Here is a 15,551-nt window from a genome sequence, read left to right on the forward strand (position 1 = left end):
GCCACCTATTTGTCACTTTCGCCAAATACACCACCACGCACCAATACTGCCATAACGTAATGCTCATCTTCTTCACGGGGCAAGCTTTCACCACGCGCCCATTTATCAAAGAAAGTGTAAAAATCTTGCTTGTCTTTTGGAGTACGGAATGCTTTACCTAAGTTTGTGACTGCACCATAGGGTTCAATCGCAATGGCTCCTGCACTTTGCTCCTCAGATGCGTAATCTGGGTACCAAGTATCAATGGAACGCAGTGCGTTACCAATTTTTTGTGAGTGCATCGCAGCATGCTCATTAACTGCATACAGGATTTTACTTTTCTTGGTTTTGCTGTTGCCTTTATCGAGCACTAACTCTTCACTAGGGTAAACTTCTTGGGCTTTACCCACCTTAGCGTAGCAGTCAATTTGCAGCATCAAATGATCCGTTTCGCTGGCCAGTGCCTGAGCAATTCTGTCGGCCAAACTATTGATCTGTGAATCGCTATGATCAAAGTGTCGAGTACTGAATTGTTTAGCATTAAAAGACCACGCCTGCTCTGCCCCTTTGTTCAATGCCTTGACTTGCACTTCAATCTCTTCTGCGCCAACGCGGTTGCGCCATAGAAAACGGGCATTGGCAAGGTTGGTGGCATAGCGTTTCGCCAATTCTAAACAGCCATATTTGGCAATGTACTGTGAAACCGCAGCGCTGTAGCTCTGTTTGAACAGCGCATTGTTACACGCCGACGGTTGGGCAAGCCCCCCTAATACTTTGAGTGTGAAATGTAGCTTCAAAGTATCTTGATCCTGCCCCAAAGCGCAGGCATCCACTCGTTGTAAGTTCGCCTTTTCGACTTCAGCATTCAATTTAGCGGGATCATTTTTCACCGCCGCCTTTAAACGATTAGAAATCGTGCCGCGTACCGATTTTTCTTGCAGGGCTAATGGCGTTGCTTGCGCTTTGGTTTCCCACTGGCATCCAAAGAGGTAACCATCAGATGGGACAAGTTTTTTTTCAAATGCGAGTACTGAGGCAGTGTCGTTATTTTTAGCCATGAGAAATTTCCTTATTGATGTTCGTTGATAGCGTTAACTTGCTGACAAAGGTAAAGATCGTTTTCTAAATCCGGGTGGTATTGCCAAAGGATGTCATCGAGGTGTTTGATTTTGTGCGCCATGACAAATTCACCAAGCGTGACCACACTTTCGGCAAAGCGATGCGGTACTAATGGATCGCGCTGATTTTTTGCCTCACCTAATGGTGAAATACCTTGAAACCCTGTGGCAATTGGCACAATCCAGCCACTCGTCTTGCGCTGGCTATGCCAAACAACGCTTTGGTCTTCAAGCTGTTCACAATGGTGGTGTACGGTTAGATACCCAAGCAGCGCATCTATCGCGTCATCACCTTGCTGCATGGCTTCAATCATTAAATCGCGGCGTTCAATCAGCACATAACCTGGCATTAATTGGCGTAAGACTTGAGCTGTATTTTCTTCAGTAATCACAGATTTTATTGAGGGCTTCCCAAAGGAAAGAACGTCGCCCCCTGCCACCTTCATCGTCGCGATCACGGCTTGTAACTGCTGGGTAAAGCCTAACTGCTGAAGTTCTTCGTCATTGCCACTCCACTCAATGACGAGGGATACATCTAAATGGCAGCGTGCTTCCTCGATAAATGCCGAGCGTGAACCATCCTTATCAAGTGGATTACCAGTACCGATAATTGAATGAACATAGTCACCTTCGCCTTTGTGAGTCTGTACATCACAACGGTGGCTCACCACCGCAGCACTATGCAACATGAGATCGGATAACCCTGCTTGGCTAAGCTTGCGCTCTAAGGCGTGCACAAAGCCTAACCATGCCGTCATGGCCGGAAAGCCAATAGTAAAGGGGCTTGAAAGTGCATTAGCGTTGTGAATTTTAAGATGCGGTAAAATCAATACGTTCATCGCAAGTTCTCCTTATTGCTGGCAACCACCTTTTCTATCGCCACCAGCTCTTGGTCTGCCAATGTGACGGGATTAGTGATCACTTTGCTGCGGCTGTAATGGTTGATTAAACCGCGCGCAATGTGGCGAATGATTTTATCGAGCCACTCATCTTCCTGATGACGCTGCTCAGCAAACTCTGGATAGAGCCAGATTTTTTGCTCCAACGGCAACGCACTCGATAATTCACCGGAATACGCTTCAAGAAACAGGCGTACTTGCCACATTTTTTCAATCACCAAATCAACGTATTGCTGAATGCGGTAGTCGCGCCCATCACGGAGATTGATGTTGTTGTAGTCGGTTTGAAAGAGTCGATGCAGCGCTTCAAGCACTTCTTTGGCTTGCCAAGCGCTAAAACTCTCTTTGAAAAAATCCGTTCTCGGCAGACGAATATCGCGAGGTGTTAACTCCGGTGGCATAGAGGCTAGTAAATGTGCTTTACCTGCGTTTTGGTTATTGAGCACGCTGATATTTTGCGGTTTTGTGCCGCCAAACCCAATCGTGGTGAGACCAAAGATTTCTTGGTAACCCGCAGGGTGAAAGTGATCCGTTTTTTTGCACTCTCTTGCCTCTTTTACCACATCACCAAATCGAAGTGCATCAAGACGTTTACGTAATTCAAAAAGATGACCGGAATGGGTTAATAACGACAATAAATGATATTCCCCATCAGCTATCGGGAAATAGACTTGCTTAATCTTCGAGCTAGAAACAGACGCCTGATCGCTATCGACCATTTTTAAAAAGCCATCGCGTAGCGTCTGAAATTCACAGCTTGGTATATCAAGCAACTGGCGAGCTAACTCACTTTCTTGCTCAATATGCACTAACAAAGAACGTTGGTCGCTCATCTCTAAGCTGAGAAACTTGTATACATCTAATGCCGCTGCGTTACCGAGTGCATCTGGCTCAACGCTCACATTACCAGAGCGAAGAAAACCATCTATTCTTGGTTTGTTCTTGGCAATAATGGAGGATACGTAGCCATTTTTGTTTTTCCGCGCACTCGGATGACTAAAGGTACAAGGATGCGAAGCCACTGAAATTTGCCCCGCCCTTTTGGCCGCATCAGGCAACCAATTGTCTAATAGAAAGTTTTGTTCACACTCCTGTTGTTTTTCCAAGACTTCTGTATCAGACATCGCTGCACTAATATTCTTCTTTAGCCATGCTTCTTTACGTTCCGCAAAAAAGGCGGCTATTGCTGGATCTATCACTTGACATCTCCCTTTTTGATTAAATTGCGCTCAGTTTATATCTGTCACAAAACAATATCAACCATTATATAATTATTTAAAGTTAACTTTTAAAAATCCTTTGAAAGAGTTCAACTCCTGCTGTAGCCTCTTCCTCGACTGCAAAAATGCAGCTTAGAAAATTATCTAATTGTTTAAGACGTTCACTACCATGCAGGTAGCTAAAGGCTGGATTTTTCCAGCCTTTATTTTTAGCAAGTTCTGACCAACCCCAGTTGGTCGTTGTAGCTGTATTGCTGATTACCTTCACGGTAGATAAAACTGATTTCGCCATAGCGCACTGAAGTGTCGAACTCCTGCTCAGCACTAGGGCTGTATAAACTGACTAGCTCGCTGTAATCACGCTGTAGCCAGAGCTTCTGTTGCTGCATTGGTGGAAGCGGCAGGTGTTTAATATTTAACACTTCATCGATTGAAGGCATCCCCTCTTCACGCAAACAAAACTCAATGCTGCGCTCTTTTTTAACTAAGTAGATTTGCACTGTCGGTTCACTTTTACGAAAGCGCTTGAAGTATTGTGGCAGTGCGGTAAGCCACCAATAGCCGTGAATATGACCGTGCAGATGCTCATACCAACATGACTGCGGCGAGCTACTGCGACGATTACGGTTGTATCTATCCTGACGGCTAGTATTGACTTGCTGTGGTTTGCCAATTTGATCGGTGCCAAGGGTTTTCGCGGTGGCAAAGTGCTCTAAATCTGCCAAGTTGTTGCGCGGTTCTAGCACTACTCGCTTTTGAATACGGACAATGGCATTGACCGCTTGCAGCAGCGACTTTTCATCCACCAACTCACATAAATCATGAGTGGCGAGCTGGGTGGCGTTGTCTGTTTCATAGCCAGGATGATTAAATACTTGATCTGAGCCTCCTTTAAAGCCTTTAACGTTGTATTGCAACAAGCCAATATTGGGCTCTTTAATCTCGCCATCGCGATGCCTGCGCACCCGACCTGCCATTTGAATAATCGAACGAAAAGATGAGGGTTCAATCACCGCCCAGTCAAAGTCATGATCACGCCCCACTTCTTCAACTGGAGTGGCAACCAAAATAAAAATCAGGTTTTTAGCTTGGCAAGTCGTTAGGTGATCACGAATCACAGGATGAGCAAAAGCGGCAGGGTGTTCACCCGCTTTCTCTTTGCGTTTGAGAACTTCATCCAAATGCTTTTCTTGCGTATGGCGTAGCAACATCACTTGCTGGCTGTGATAAGCCATACAGCGCACTTCAGTATCGGAGGGCCAATCACAACTGAGTAGATATTGGGTTAATTCGACGCAAGGTTGAATATTGGCAACCCGAACCACACCGAACGACACCCTGATTTGGCTTTCTGGTTCTAACGTGCTGTGGTGCTGGTGCTTGGCTAAAACTGCTTGCTTCACTGTCTCGAAGTACTGTTCCTCCAACGGTTGCTCATTATGTTTAATGCATGGAATGATATCGGCCTTTCTCTTCGCGACCTGCTGTTTTAGCTTATCCACGCGTTTAGACACAAAGCGTTGCTGGAAAGCCTCATAAGCAGCTAAATCAGCATCATCGCAGCCCACCATCTGAACATCAGCGCTAAATTCATCAACATAAACACAATTAACAGTGCTGACTCGATCACGGCTGGCAGCAAAGACTTTCCATCCTTGACGATAGGCATTGTATAAACCAAGGGCTAAATCCGGCGGTATGGTGGCAGAGGAAATCATCACTTTGCGCCCCAGCATGGCTGCCAGATGCACTAATCGGCCAATCGCAATCAGATCATCACCGATAAAGTCGTCAATTTCATCAATCACCAAGTCGGATGACATTAAACGTAAACAGGGCAGAATATAGCGTCCACCACGCTTGGTTTCGGTCGCGGCCATGATGTGATCGATGGTGCATACCAGTACTGGGGCGTAAAGTAACGCCCTGTATTTCTGACATTTTCCTTTATCAGTTGAAAGAATTGTGGTCAGTTCTTCTTCAGGCAAAACACCTTGCCAACGAACTTCGTCTGATTCATCTTGCAAACTTTCCAAAGACTCAGAACCAGTGTTAGCTTGTTCGGGTTCAATGTCGTCTTTTTCAACCGCCTTGCCCGATTGATGTAACTCTGAAATCGCTTTAGAGCCTATAAGCACTGCCAAGTCGCTCTCTTGCAGTTTGAGACGTTCTTTATATTCGTCTCCGGTTTGCAAAGTGAGTGTGCGCAAACCAAGTGCCAAAATAAATCGTAGGCTTTCACCCTCTTCAGATAACGCCTGCATAATTTTGGCGTTGGCGATGGTTTTACCACAACCGGTACTGGCCATGTTCACCACAAAATAGCCTTGGCTTTTATCTTCCGTGTGTTCACGCCATTCATTGATTTTGCGTACCGCTTTGTCTTGCCAACGGAATGCTTTAGGCGTGTTGGCCTTAGGTACAAGCTCGCTAAGCTCGGTGGCTTTGAGCGGTTCGGTTTCAAAAAACGGCAGTAACTTTACTGTGTTCACCGCAACTTTAGCGACATTCACTAAGTGCTCATCCAGCTTTTGTTTACGCGCTTTAGTAGTGGGATCGGTGTTGGCGTACAGATCTATCGACGTTTTCCATTGATGATCATTAGGCTGTGAAGAGTAATAGTGGTCACCTAGCATCAGACACAACCTTGCATGGTGTAGAATCCCTCGCCAACTCCCATCATTCATTGCTTGTTCGAGTAAAGGCAGGTGATGTAATAAATCTTTCGCTCGACGCTTTAGTTCAGGGAGCCAAATCGAAGAATTAGAGAGCAGCCCCAAGGGAAACTCAAAACATTTCGGCAGCAGCGCGTTGTACTCATCAAAGCGGTTTTCATAACCCCATGCTGGGGTAATTCTGGCGAGTAAATCCGCTAAAGACGAGTTATCAACTTCTCGTTGTTTATCACACAGATCTTTCTCTTTGGGTAAAGGAAGGCGGTGATGAGAAACGATCAACCAAGCAATTAACCCTGCAGCTGTCGGTAATTCAGCAAGCGCTTTCTCTTTTTGTAACACGTTGGTGTTAAAGCAAGTTTCATCAATACCTTCATTGATAAGAGTAGCCAACCAAGCCTCATCTTGAGATTGGTGTATTGGATTAGCGACAAATTGATGGAACAGCAGGCAAGATATCCACTCATGACGTAGCGGGTCACCTTTATGCTTAGTTTTAATTTCTGGATTTAACTTTTCCTGAAAAAGTACAGAGGCTTTACCCCAATCGTGCAGCAAAGCGGCCATTCCAGTTATCGCTTTAATCAGGGGTAAATATTTCCAATCGTTTTCAAATTCACTGTTCAACAGGTCTTTCTCTGTACTGTTTACTGGCACATATCCCTCTGCATTAAATTTCTTCTTGTTACCCACTACCCATAACAACTGGCTGCGCGAACGGGAGCGGATCCAGTGGCAACTGACGGCGGTGCTGCGGCTAGCGGTTTGGCCTAGCATTTTTTTTACGGTGAGTAACCCATCTTCGGTGATCAGGGTTTGCCAGGTGTTATCACCAATGCGGTTGGCGAAGGCGTCCAGTACGCGGCGGGTCTTCTTGAGAGCGTTTTTCTCACACTGAGAAACAAAGGTGACCATCATAAAGCGTGTTCCTCGCGCTCTTCTTCCTCTTTGCCTTGCAGTGCGATGTGTTTCACCGTGTCGAACATATAATCGAGCGCTTTGTGTTCGATGAAAGCTTGCAGAATTTGTTGGCGAAACTCTTGTTCGCTGGCGTTCTCTTTGGCGCAAACAAAAGCCCACGGCAGCACAATGGCATCTTTGATTAAGTCCGCAACATCAAATACCAAGGCACCACGGCGGGTTTTACCATGCATGACGGCAAAGCCGTGCGGAATGCCAAGCACCCACAAGCAGCTTGCCGCAAGCCCGTAGGCTAAATAGTTGCCGTGATTTAGAAAATCGTTGGCTTTGTCGGTACATTTTTTATCCGGCTGATGCTGACGCGTAAAGCCTTCTTTGCCTGTGTTATTGGCGGCGTACTTGTATAAGGCTTTGGTCAACTGCGCTTCAGTAAGCAACAGATCGGATTGTTTACTCGCGGCTTCAGTACGTTGGTGGAAAGTTTCCAGCGATTGTTTTATTACTTTATCTTGCAGATTAAATTTCTCATGGGTCAACTCTCGGTCTGATCGCCAAACGCGCTGCAAGTAATCAATCCGTGCGTTTTGAAATTGTTTGGCAGCGGCCAAGCGTTTTTCATCATCAAACCAGAATGAGAGCCAGCCTTGTAAGTATTCTGTTGGGCGATATTCGCTCTGCGGCGTGAACCATTCCACCTCGCAAGCCATGTGCAGTGGCGTACCGCCGCCGCCACAAAATCCGACCAATACGCCAGCCTGTGAGAGCATGCGCATTGCGGCTTGAGTAATGGATGTACCGTTGCCGAGCATGAGTACGGTGGTGTTGGCAATCGGAATATTGAAGTAGAGGTTTTCTTTGTCGGCTTCGGTCAAGTAGAGCACGCGGCCATCTTTTTGCATCACGCGGCAATATTCCAAGTAATACATATTGGCGCGCTTTGAGTGCAGGATGACTTTAAGATCAGAGGGTGAGAGATCGTCCATTTTTTGCTCCATGCTTAGCATTCATGCATCTACTTTATGCATCTGTTTCCTAAGCTCAATCCTGCGCATTTATTCAGGTAAAGTAACTTTACCTAAGCGTGGCTTGGCTGAGTTTTAACGTTCAAATAACCAAGGTTTGACGTCGCGTGGGTTAACCAAAATCAGTTGTTGGGCTTCTGGCGTGCCTTCGAGATAGTGGGTTTTTACTTGCATCTCTTTGAGTAGGTAATCAACCAATGCGGCACGTGTGGTTATACGCAGTTGTCCGTTTTCCATTTGGTAATCGTGGGCGATGACTTCTTTTTGCTCATCATTTAAGCGTGGATCAGGGGAGAAAATTAAACCCACCTGCGTATTCCAAACCAGATCATCTTCTTTGGTGTGCTCAGAAGCATCGAGTAACTCAACAGCACCACGGCAGCGGCTTAAGACCAAATCGCGATAGCCCTGCGATTTTTCACAGTAACCACGAACATGCCAACGCAAACCAGTTTTAACCAATGTATGGGGGTGGAAAATTCGCCCTTCCCATTCGGGATTGGACAGTGACACATAGCCAAGCTCAAGGCGTTTTTGCTGACGAATCGCTGCCGTTAGCGCTGCAATCACCTGTGGTGCAACATAACGCTGTGGAACGGAGCTGTGCTCACCCAGTGCGGCATTGAATGATGACTGAGGCGCATCAAACTGACCCGTGCTGAACCACTGCAAATAATGCTCAAGCGAGTGTTTGGGGGCTTCAAAGAGATATTGCGCGCTAAATTGATAAGGACCAGATACCATCTTCTTTAACCGTTCAGGATGTTGCTCTTGGTAGGCTCGGATATCCTGATAGGCTTGTTGGCGGGTAATCGAAAACTGATCGACCAGATCTTTGTTACGAACATAGCCTTGCCACACGGCAAGCATTTCTAAAAATCGATGCCGTTCTTGAAGAGTGTGTATGGTCACGCTGAATATGCCTATCGTCTAACAATGAGCATAACGTAGCATAATCAATAAGATGTGTTCGTGATTATTTCGACATTACACATCTAAATTCACAATAATGGAATTCAAAGTATAACTTTGAAAACGACTGCAACTTTGCTCCAAAGCCATAATGGAAAATTTTATAGTGGCACAACTTTTACTGAAGCATTCGAAACTGGATGCACCATTCGTTGAGTTGGAATTGGTCTTAAAAGGAGGTAGAAGGTAAGCTTTGTTCCTTGCCGACTGGCTAAAGCGAATCTAGCCATTATCAGTTGACAACATTTTCCGGGTTGAATCTTATGGCCGGCTGATAGGTGAGTTTGTTACATCGTGATTTGGGAAATATTCCGCCATTAGTCTTGCGATAAAGCCCTGACGTAAAAAGATAGCTAGGAGTTAAGCCTTGGCGCGACAAGACTTAATCCAAAAATATTCAGGCATATGTCATCAATGTGAATACCTATCATTGATTCCGACAGGAGCCTGAAATGAATCCCAAAACTTCCGATTACCAAAAGCAGCAACGCTATCAGGAAAATGAAATCCTAGAGCATGCCGCTGAGATACTGGCTACGCGCTACGTGCGTGGCGATGCCCTCACTAGCCCTGATGCCACCAAAGAGTATGTGCGCTGTAAGCTAGGCAGCCATGAGCGTGAAGTGTTTGCCTTATTGTTGCTGGATAACCAAAACCGACTGATTGAGTTTAAAGAGCTGTTTCAAGGAACGGTGGATGCGGCCACTGTATATCCACGTGAAGTGGTGAAAGCGGTATTAGAAGTGAATGCCGCAGCGGTGATATTTGCGCATAACCATCCATCCGGTGACTCAACACCGTCTCAAGCCGATAGACGCATCACCGAAAGACTCAAAGACGCCTTAGCGCTGGTGGATGTACGTGTATTGGACCATATCGTAACAGGAGAAACCTGTACCTCATTTGCTGAGCGAGGCTGGTTATGATTGAACAACATTATGGTGAGCTTTCTATTGATGACGCTTTACATGCGTCATTAGAAGCACTTCTTAATCGGTACACTCTCCCAGAGAACGCTGAACGGCTCGTGTTGAACTGCCGTCAGATGAGTTACTACCGACATCGACAAGGTTTGCATCCGATAGAGGTACAGTTTAAACGAGAGTCAGCCTCAAGCCCTTGGCTGGTGGTGTTCTTTGCCAGCTTCTCTTATCCCGATGACAACAGTACAACCGTTGAGCCTGAGTTGTACTTTCACCTGGCTAATCGCTGGTGCTATCAACCCGATGTGGGGAGCACGGATTTATCCCACCCAGAGGTACAAGAGCTGCTCTCGGTATGGATGAAAGCTTTTGCTCGTCACCTTTCCAGAAGCGTCTTTGATGACGTTCAACTGACGATGGTCGGCACATTCCAATAATTCTCACTCTGTTATTTCTTACTTGAATCCTGAAACAAGGAGGACTCACTATGTCCAAATTAAACTTCACAGCATCACTACTACCTGTGTCAAAGAAACTGCATAAGCTGTTAAGTGAGCAACTCACCGCTCATTTACTAAGTAATGAAGCAGTGACCACCAGCCGTTATCTGGTGTTTAACTTTCGCGATAAAAGTTACAGCGCGGAAGAAGGCGGCTTCCATCCGGTTGAGATGGCGATTTGCCAAACCTCAGCAGGTACGTGGAGCATTGAGTACATCACCGACTTTGCTTACATGGGGAACTACTATCCAGAGCTAGAACGCAACTTGGATTTTGATTTTCGGGTTGGGCAGTTCTTTGTTGCTTATCGTGGCTGGCTACCAATGCAGGGTAGCCGTGATGCTAAAGAGCTGTATCGACTATGGGAGAATAACTTTCTTGCCTATGTCGATACGGACGCTTACAACGAGATAGCCGTCACCCCGCAATAACTCATGACTTACCTTCTTCTACAAACCATCAAACTTGTCACTGCCCTCATTACGCTGTTTTCACTTTCCCCGCTCTTCGGTGCTATTGGAGCCCTATCCAGTTTAGGGTTTCTGGTGGTGCTATTAATTGGGTTATTGGCAGCGATTGCCGAGCTCAGTGATAAGCATAAGCCTCGTTAATGTTAATCGGCTCACGCTTTGGTGATGCCGATTGATGCTGTTTTCACCGTTGGACATTATGTGTCTGACCCACCTCTATTCTCCCGACATTAAATGTCCGACTCCGGTGTGGAGCTTTGATGTATTGAGAGCGTAGTCATGAGCAATAAAACCAGCATTGAAGGGTTATCCGCTTTGCTGCACACGCTGATGCTTATTCCTCAACATCGATGGATCACCGTTAGGGAGTTGCAGCAGCAGTTAGCCCTACTCGATATCCACCGCACCACGCGCAGCATTAAACGCTACCTCGATGACATCATTGTCGAAGTGTTTAATGTGGAGTGTGATTCGATGAGCATGCCCCATGTTTATCGAAAAACCTCAGAGCAATTACTGAAGCTCAACAAACAGGAAATGCTCTATTGGCAACTGACCAACAAGTACTTACTGCCGCTGGTTCCTGATGCACTGAATTATGGGCAAGGGTCCTCCTCGGAGAGAGACAAACCCTTGCCACACAAGGGTTCAGCACATTCAAAAGAGCAAGCATGGTTAGCTAAAGTACATGTGGCATTGCCCACTATTCGCGAGTGGAGTGACGAGCAACGGCAAGTATTGAATGCGGTACATACGGCATTACTGCACAACCGTATGCTCAAGTTATCTAGCCAAGTATTGCAGCAAGAGAAGGCGCTCATTGAGCCACTGGGACTCTCGGTTCAGTGTGACGCGCTCTTGCTGCTCTTTCGTTTAACCGGTCAAAACAAGATACGCACCCTAGCCTTACCTTTGATTGATGAGGCCAGTGTATCGACGTTTTCTTTTACCTATCCCACTGATTTCAATCTTGAACGGTTCATGCGTGAACACGATGGAATCAGTGCATCCTGAATTTCACTCACCGATGAGGAGAGCACCGTTATGACATTAGCCAACACCGTACTCCGATACGCCGCTATGACCATCCTGTTTATCGGACTCACCGCTTGTGGCGACCAAGAAGAGACTCAAGCAGCAACAGCAGATATTGAAGTGTCGATATCCACCAACCCTCACTGGGGAACATTGGTCTTTGACCTACAAGCCATCAACGACACCACCGTAATAAGTGATGTAGTGATTAACCGAGGCAACTGCCGATTACCCGCAGGTACAACCTCAGAGCTAGCAAGAAACGTTTCATTAAACTTCGGCCAAACCTACACCGGATACAGCAACAACTGCACCATAGACAACGTGAAAGAAATCGAAGTCACCTCCAGTGCAGGAACCTTTGTCTACACCTTCTAACTTTCAATTCCCGAATAACACACTCAACCAACTCGTAAGGATCAACTATGAACAAGTCAACTCTACTCATCGCGACAGCGTTAGTTTTATCTATCTCTTCCGCATTTGCTAGTGGAACTCTGGGCGGCAACCCATCCGCGGATTCGGGTGCAGTCAACGTCAGTGTGGGTAAATGTACTCAATACAAAATAGATGTGAAAACGGCGCAACAGGAAGGTAAGGACGTAGCGAGCATCACCGTTCCTGACGGCTGTGAAGCCATCAAAGAAAAGTAATACCACCAGCGAAGGTGAACGACGACAATGGGGAGCAATAACGCTCCCCATTCTTTTTTTGTCTCAATGCACTGGTTTGAAGGTATATGTTATATGTTAAAAAGCGACTTAACTCTACCCAAAATGATTGCGATATTAATCCTTTATACAAAAATAAAGAGGTAAAGCACAGTCATAAAAAACAACCAGTTTAAAAACATAAAAACGTCAGAAGAACACTTTTTCTCTCTTCTTCGATGTCTTACAAGAGGGTAAACTAGGCAAAAGTATGAGAATAAACCACCAGCCCCCATACTATTCATAGCAATGTAGTTTTTACTCTTAAAGCTTTCGGGCTCTTTCGCTAAGTTGTCTACTAATTGATTGATATGTTTTTTATCTCCTAAGGAATAGACGACAAGGTGATAAAAATAGACTCCCCCCCACACGAAAAATAACAACCCTAATAGTGGTTTTATGCCTAACATTTATCCCCCTAGAAACTCGATCCAACACTGAAATCATTGAAAATCTGCTTATTTATATACTCTTCGATATCATCAGGTATATCTTTCTCAATATTGCTTTCAATTTCTTTCAAAAATAGGTCTAACTCGAAAAATTCATAAGCCTTTTCCGCTATATCCTTTCCAGAGCCTGCACCATAGATTCCTGCTCCCAAAGCTCCGACTCCAACTACAAGCATAACAACGGGCGCGGAAGTTATCCCAACAAAAGCAACAAAAGCCCCAGCGGCCGCAGCACCAGCAGTACCTCCAGCCCAGCCTCCAATTACTCCGCCAGTCTCTTTAACAGTGTTACGTGCACAAGCTTCAAGACTCACACAATTCTCAGACACGTTATACACACCGCTAGCTACACTGAGCCCTATAGCAACTTTTCCAGCTTTCTCCGCATAAGTTATCCACTTAGCAGTATTTGCCACCCGCCCTCCTAACTCAGGAACAGAACCTTCCCTTAATATCTCATCGGCATTGTGAATGAGTGACTTAGTAGAATTTATCCCTAGACTCGCCTTTAAGCCTTGGTCTACTGGTATTTTCAGTGTCCGTTGCGTAAGTTTATCCAGTTGCTTATCGAGAATTTTTTTCAAACCTTGTCTCTGCCGAACAAAACTTGCCCTATCAATTTTTTTAGATAAGAGATCAAGGTATAGACGATCCATCTTTTTAAGTGATAACGATACATTTTCTAGATTCTTCTGCATTGCCGGAGCTATGGTCCCAACGACAGCCCCCATGTATGCGAATGTGTCTGACGGCTTACCCGTGTTCCAATACTCCACCAACTTGTTTTCTATCACTTCAAAGTAAGCTTGATGCAGCGCAACTTGATCAGGACTCAACTTACTCAGCTCGGCACTCGCCATACCTGAATTATCTTTTAATGCTTTTAGCTTGGCTTTTTCCTCTTCTGAAGACGGCTCCTTAGTTAGGAAGATTACCATCTCTCCAGGAATCAGAGGATCATGCAAATGTTGGTTATGCTCTTGGAGCAAGCTTTTCGTTTTTGAAGACACATCACTGAGGTCTTGCTCCCAAAAATCACGAAGGGGCTTAGATTTCTCAACAATCGAAAAGCCCAACTGAAACTCTATTTGCTCTTCAAATTCCCTTAAATTAGCAATAACAAGATCATCATGAACAACATCTTCAGAATTCACCGACTTGACTGTGGAACCTTTGATGTAAGAACTGGAATACTCATAAATTGAGTTTGTGGGCTTATTGTATTTCTTCACTTCAACACTTGGCTTCCCAAACTTTAAATCGGTCTGTTGTTCAATCTCGGTCTTGTGACTTACTACTAATTGGTCACCAACCTTCAATTTCATCGGGTCAGCATTGTACTTTGGATTCAAATCAAGTAACTGTTTCGCCGACAAACCATATTGCTCTGCAATGGCTCCCCATGATTCCCGTTGGTTGGTTTTAAAATCCGTCCCAACAGTATGCGTTTCTGGTTTACTCTCTGCTTTCTCCGTTTCCGCTGGTTGAATGTTTTGCCTTTCAGCGACAGATTGTTTGGGTGCAGCAAGCAATTCGTTGATATCGAGCTTGATACCATGTTGAGCCAACCAGTCATCATTGAGGTTGTCTAGCTCTTCTCGGGTAATTGGCTGTTCAAGATAAATCAGATGTTGGTTTTCAACGTCTTTACCTTCGAGCTTCCAGTAAACCAGAATGGCACTTTGATAGACGTTGTAGCCTTGCTCATCATTGAGCTTCTCGTGGGTTGAACGTGTCGCGTAGAATGCCCACTTGCCATTTCCAAGCAGCTTGTACTCTTGAATTAAGCGTCCATTGTAGAAGTGGTAGTAGTAACCTTCTGTTGGTAGTCCCAAACGCTCACCAAGCTGCACCGAAGGGACGACTGGAATAAAGGCTTCTCGTACGACACCAGAGCCTATCGGCTTGACCTGTACGCTCTCTGGAACGCCAATGCCCATAGAGCTAGAAGCCACTTTCACGACCAGCTTTTTAGGCTCATCAAATGCGGTATAGGCGGTGTATTTCGTACCGTGATCGGTTCGCTCAGTTTCCCAGCGACCCACTACAGGCTCTTGTTTGGTTTTTGCCAACTCGAATGCACAACCAATATTTTGCTTAAACGTTTCATCTGAACACGCTATTTCAAAACAATACTCATATTTAATCTTGGGTGTCGTTTCTCTTTGGTCGGGTTTCACAGGCTCAGGAACATACGTTTCGTCAATACTAGGCTCACTTGCACCACCTCTACTTGGCGCACCACCACCAGCCGCACCGCCAGACATTCTTGTTCTAGAAAGGTAGGCATTCTTCGCTTCTGGCGAAAGTGCCTCTTGTCCTTCAGTCGATAATTCCCAAGATTTGCTCATTCCGTCTTGGAGCATCACAGGCTTAGAAGGGGAATCCGTCAATAGTGCTAACTCACCACGTTTCAGCTTGTCCATAAAACTAGAATAGCTCATTCCCTGAGGAAGTGCTGAACCCAACGTTCTCTCATCCAGTCTTTCTATATCACCTTCGACCTGCCCAAACTCATATGTCATCAGTTCGGTTAGCCGTACCACTCGATAACCCACAATCAAACCCATCCGCTACTTTCAATGGGCGTATTCTACCTAACCAGTGGGAATTGCAGGATTTATAACCATAAGTTCGGTCTACTAATTGCAGACA

Annotated in this window: 14 protein-coding genes; 7 read left to right on the forward strand and 7 right to left on the reverse strand. The window is 45.5% G+C overall.

The window, feature by feature from the left end; translation table 11 throughout:
* Nucleotides 1-5 precede the first annotated feature (5 nt).
* The 6 genes from csy3 to AACT23_RS08995 form a co-directional block, all read right to left on the reverse strand.
* Nucleotides 6-1,037, reverse strand: a complete 1,032-nt coding sequence (csy3, locus tag AACT23_RS08970) for a type I-F CRISPR-associated protein Csy3 (protein ID WP_094129566.1) — start codon at nucleotides 1,035-1,037, stop codon at nucleotides 6-8.
* An 11-nt stretch (nucleotides 1,038-1,048) separates the two neighbouring features.
* Nucleotides 1,049-1,936, reverse strand: a complete 888-nt coding sequence (csy2, locus tag AACT23_RS08975) for a type I-F CRISPR-associated protein Csy2 (protein ID WP_094129569.1) — start codon at nucleotides 1,934-1,936, stop codon at nucleotides 1,049-1,051.
* Complete coding sequence (gene csy1, locus AACT23_RS08980; protein ID WP_094129572.1) at nucleotides 1,933-3,195, reverse strand: type I-F CRISPR-associated protein Csy1; 1,263 nt, start codon at nucleotides 3,193-3,195, stop codon at nucleotides 1,933-1,935. Before csy1 ends, csy2 begins: the two co-directional genes overlap by 4 nt.
* A 230-nt stretch (nucleotides 3,196-3,425) precedes the next feature.
* Nucleotides 3,426-6,809, reverse strand: a complete 3,384-nt coding sequence (gene cas3f / locus AACT23_RS08985) for a type I-F CRISPR-associated helicase Cas3f (RefSeq protein WP_094129575.1) — start codon at nucleotides 6,807-6,809, stop codon at nucleotides 3,426-3,428.
* Complete coding sequence (gene cas1f / locus AACT23_RS08990) at nucleotides 6,806-7,795, reverse strand: type I-F CRISPR-associated endonuclease Cas1f (RefSeq protein ID WP_094129579.1); 990 nt, start codon at nucleotides 7,793-7,795, stop codon at nucleotides 6,806-6,808. Before cas1f ends, cas3f begins: the two co-directional genes overlap by 4 nt.
* Nucleotides 7,796-7,909: 114 nt before the next feature.
* Nucleotides 7,910-8,746: a WYL domain-containing protein gene (locus AACT23_RS08995; protein ID WP_255211891.1), complete on the reverse strand. Its 837-nt coding sequence runs from the start codon at nucleotides 8,744-8,746 to the stop codon at nucleotides 7,910-7,912.
* Between the two features lie 512 nt (nucleotides 8,747-9,258).
* Here AACT23_RS08995 and radC point away from each other — a divergent pair.
* The 7 genes from radC (at nucleotide 9,259) to AACT23_RS09030 (ending at nucleotide 12,387) form a co-directional block, all read left to right on the forward strand.
* On the forward strand, nucleotides 9,259-9,732 hold the full coding sequence (gene radC, locus AACT23_RS09000) for a RadC family protein (RefSeq protein WP_094129585.1): 474 nt from the start codon (nucleotides 9,259-9,261) through the stop codon (nucleotides 9,730-9,732).
* Nucleotides 9,729-10,166, forward strand: a complete 438-nt coding sequence (locus tag AACT23_RS09005; protein ID WP_176428683.1) for a DUF2787 domain-containing protein — start codon at nucleotides 9,729-9,731, stop codon at nucleotides 10,164-10,166. Before radC ends, AACT23_RS09005 begins: the two co-directional genes overlap by 4 nt.
* Before the next feature lie 50 nt (nucleotides 10,167-10,216).
* Nucleotides 10,217-10,660: a DUF2787 domain-containing protein gene (locus tag AACT23_RS09010; protein WP_094129591.1), complete on the forward strand. Its 444-nt coding sequence runs from the start codon at nucleotides 10,217-10,219 to the stop codon at nucleotides 10,658-10,660.
* 3 nt (nucleotides 10,661-10,663) lie between these two features.
* Nucleotides 10,664-10,840, forward strand: a complete 177-nt coding sequence (locus tag AACT23_RS09015) for a hypothetical protein (protein WP_094129594.1) — start codon at nucleotides 10,664-10,666, stop codon at nucleotides 10,838-10,840.
* Between the two features lie 138 nt (nucleotides 10,841-10,978).
* Nucleotides 10,979-11,713 carry a WYL domain-containing protein gene (locus AACT23_RS09020; protein WP_094129597.1) on the forward strand — a complete coding sequence of 245 codons (735 nt, stop codon included), beginning with the start codon at nucleotides 10,979-10,981 and terminating at the stop codon, nucleotides 11,711-11,713.
* 30 nt (nucleotides 11,714-11,743) lie between these two features.
* Nucleotides 11,744-12,112, forward strand: a complete 369-nt coding sequence (locus tag AACT23_RS09025; protein ID WP_094129600.1) for a hypothetical protein — start codon at nucleotides 11,744-11,746, stop codon at nucleotides 12,110-12,112.
* Between the two features lie 47 nt (nucleotides 12,113-12,159).
* The gene (locus tag AACT23_RS09030) at nucleotides 12,160-12,387 is read left to right on the forward strand and encodes a hypothetical protein (RefSeq protein WP_094129603.1); all 228 of its coding nucleotides are present in this window, start codon (nucleotides 12,160-12,162) and stop codon (nucleotides 12,385-12,387) included.
* A gap of 475 nt (nucleotides 12,388-12,862) precedes the next feature.
* Here AACT23_RS09030 and AACT23_RS09040 read toward each other — a convergent pair whose 3' ends face one another.
* Nucleotides 12,863-15,466 carry a LysM peptidoglycan-binding domain-containing protein gene (locus AACT23_RS09040; RefSeq protein ID WP_094129608.1) on the reverse strand — a complete coding sequence of 868 codons (2,604 nt, stop codon included), beginning with the start codon at nucleotides 15,464-15,466 and terminating at the stop codon, nucleotides 12,863-12,865.
* Nucleotides 15,467-15,551: the final 85 nt, after the last annotated feature.

The organism is Vibrio sp. V09_P4A23P171 (genome assembly GCF_963875615.1).
Taxonomy (GTDB): Bacteria; Pseudomonadota; Gammaproteobacteria; order Enterobacterales; family Vibrionaceae; genus Vibrio; species Vibrio anguillarum.

Excerpts from the sequence above, each read along its gene's own strand:
- csy3 (WP_094129566.1), bottom strand. The coding sequence starts at position 1,037 with ATGGCTAAAAATAACGACACTGCCTCAGTACTCGCATTTGAAAAAAAA.
- csy2 (WP_094129569.1), bottom strand. The coding sequence starts at position 1,936 with ATGAACGTATTGATTTTACCGCATCTTAAAATTCACAACGCTAATGCA.
- cas3f (WP_094129575.1), bottom strand. The coding sequence starts at position 6,809 with ATGATGGTCACCTTTGTTTCTCAGTGTGAGAAAAACGCTCTCAAGAAG.
- cas1f (WP_094129579.1), bottom strand. The coding sequence starts at position 7,795 with ATGGACGATCTCTCACCCTCTGATCTTAAAGTCATCCTGCACTCAAAG.
- radC (WP_094129585.1), top strand. The coding sequence starts at position 9,259 with ATGAATCCCAAAACTTCCGATTACCAAAAGCAGCAACGCTATCAGGAA.
- AACT23_RS09005 (WP_176428683.1), top strand. The coding sequence starts at position 9,729 with ATGATTGAACAACATTATGGTGAGCTTTCTATTGATGACGCTTTACAT.
- AACT23_RS09010 (WP_094129591.1), top strand. The coding sequence starts at position 10,217 with ATGTCCAAATTAAACTTCACAGCATCACTACTACCTGTGTCAAAGAAA.
- AACT23_RS09015 (WP_094129594.1), top strand. The coding sequence starts at position 10,664 with ATGACTTACCTTCTTCTACAAACCATCAAACTTGTCACTGCCCTCATT.
- AACT23_RS09020 (WP_094129597.1), top strand. The coding sequence starts at position 10,979 with ATGAGCAATAAAACCAGCATTGAAGGGTTATCCGCTTTGCTGCACACG.
- AACT23_RS09025 (WP_094129600.1), top strand. The coding sequence starts at position 11,744 with ATGACATTAGCCAACACCGTACTCCGATACGCCGCTATGACCATCCTG.
- AACT23_RS09030 (WP_094129603.1), top strand. The coding sequence starts at position 12,160 with ATGAACAAGTCAACTCTACTCATCGCGACAGCGTTAGTTTTATCTATC.
- AACT23_RS09040 (WP_094129608.1), bottom strand. The coding sequence starts at position 15,466 with ATGGGTTTGATTGTGGGTTATCGAGTGGTACGGCTAACCGAACTGATG.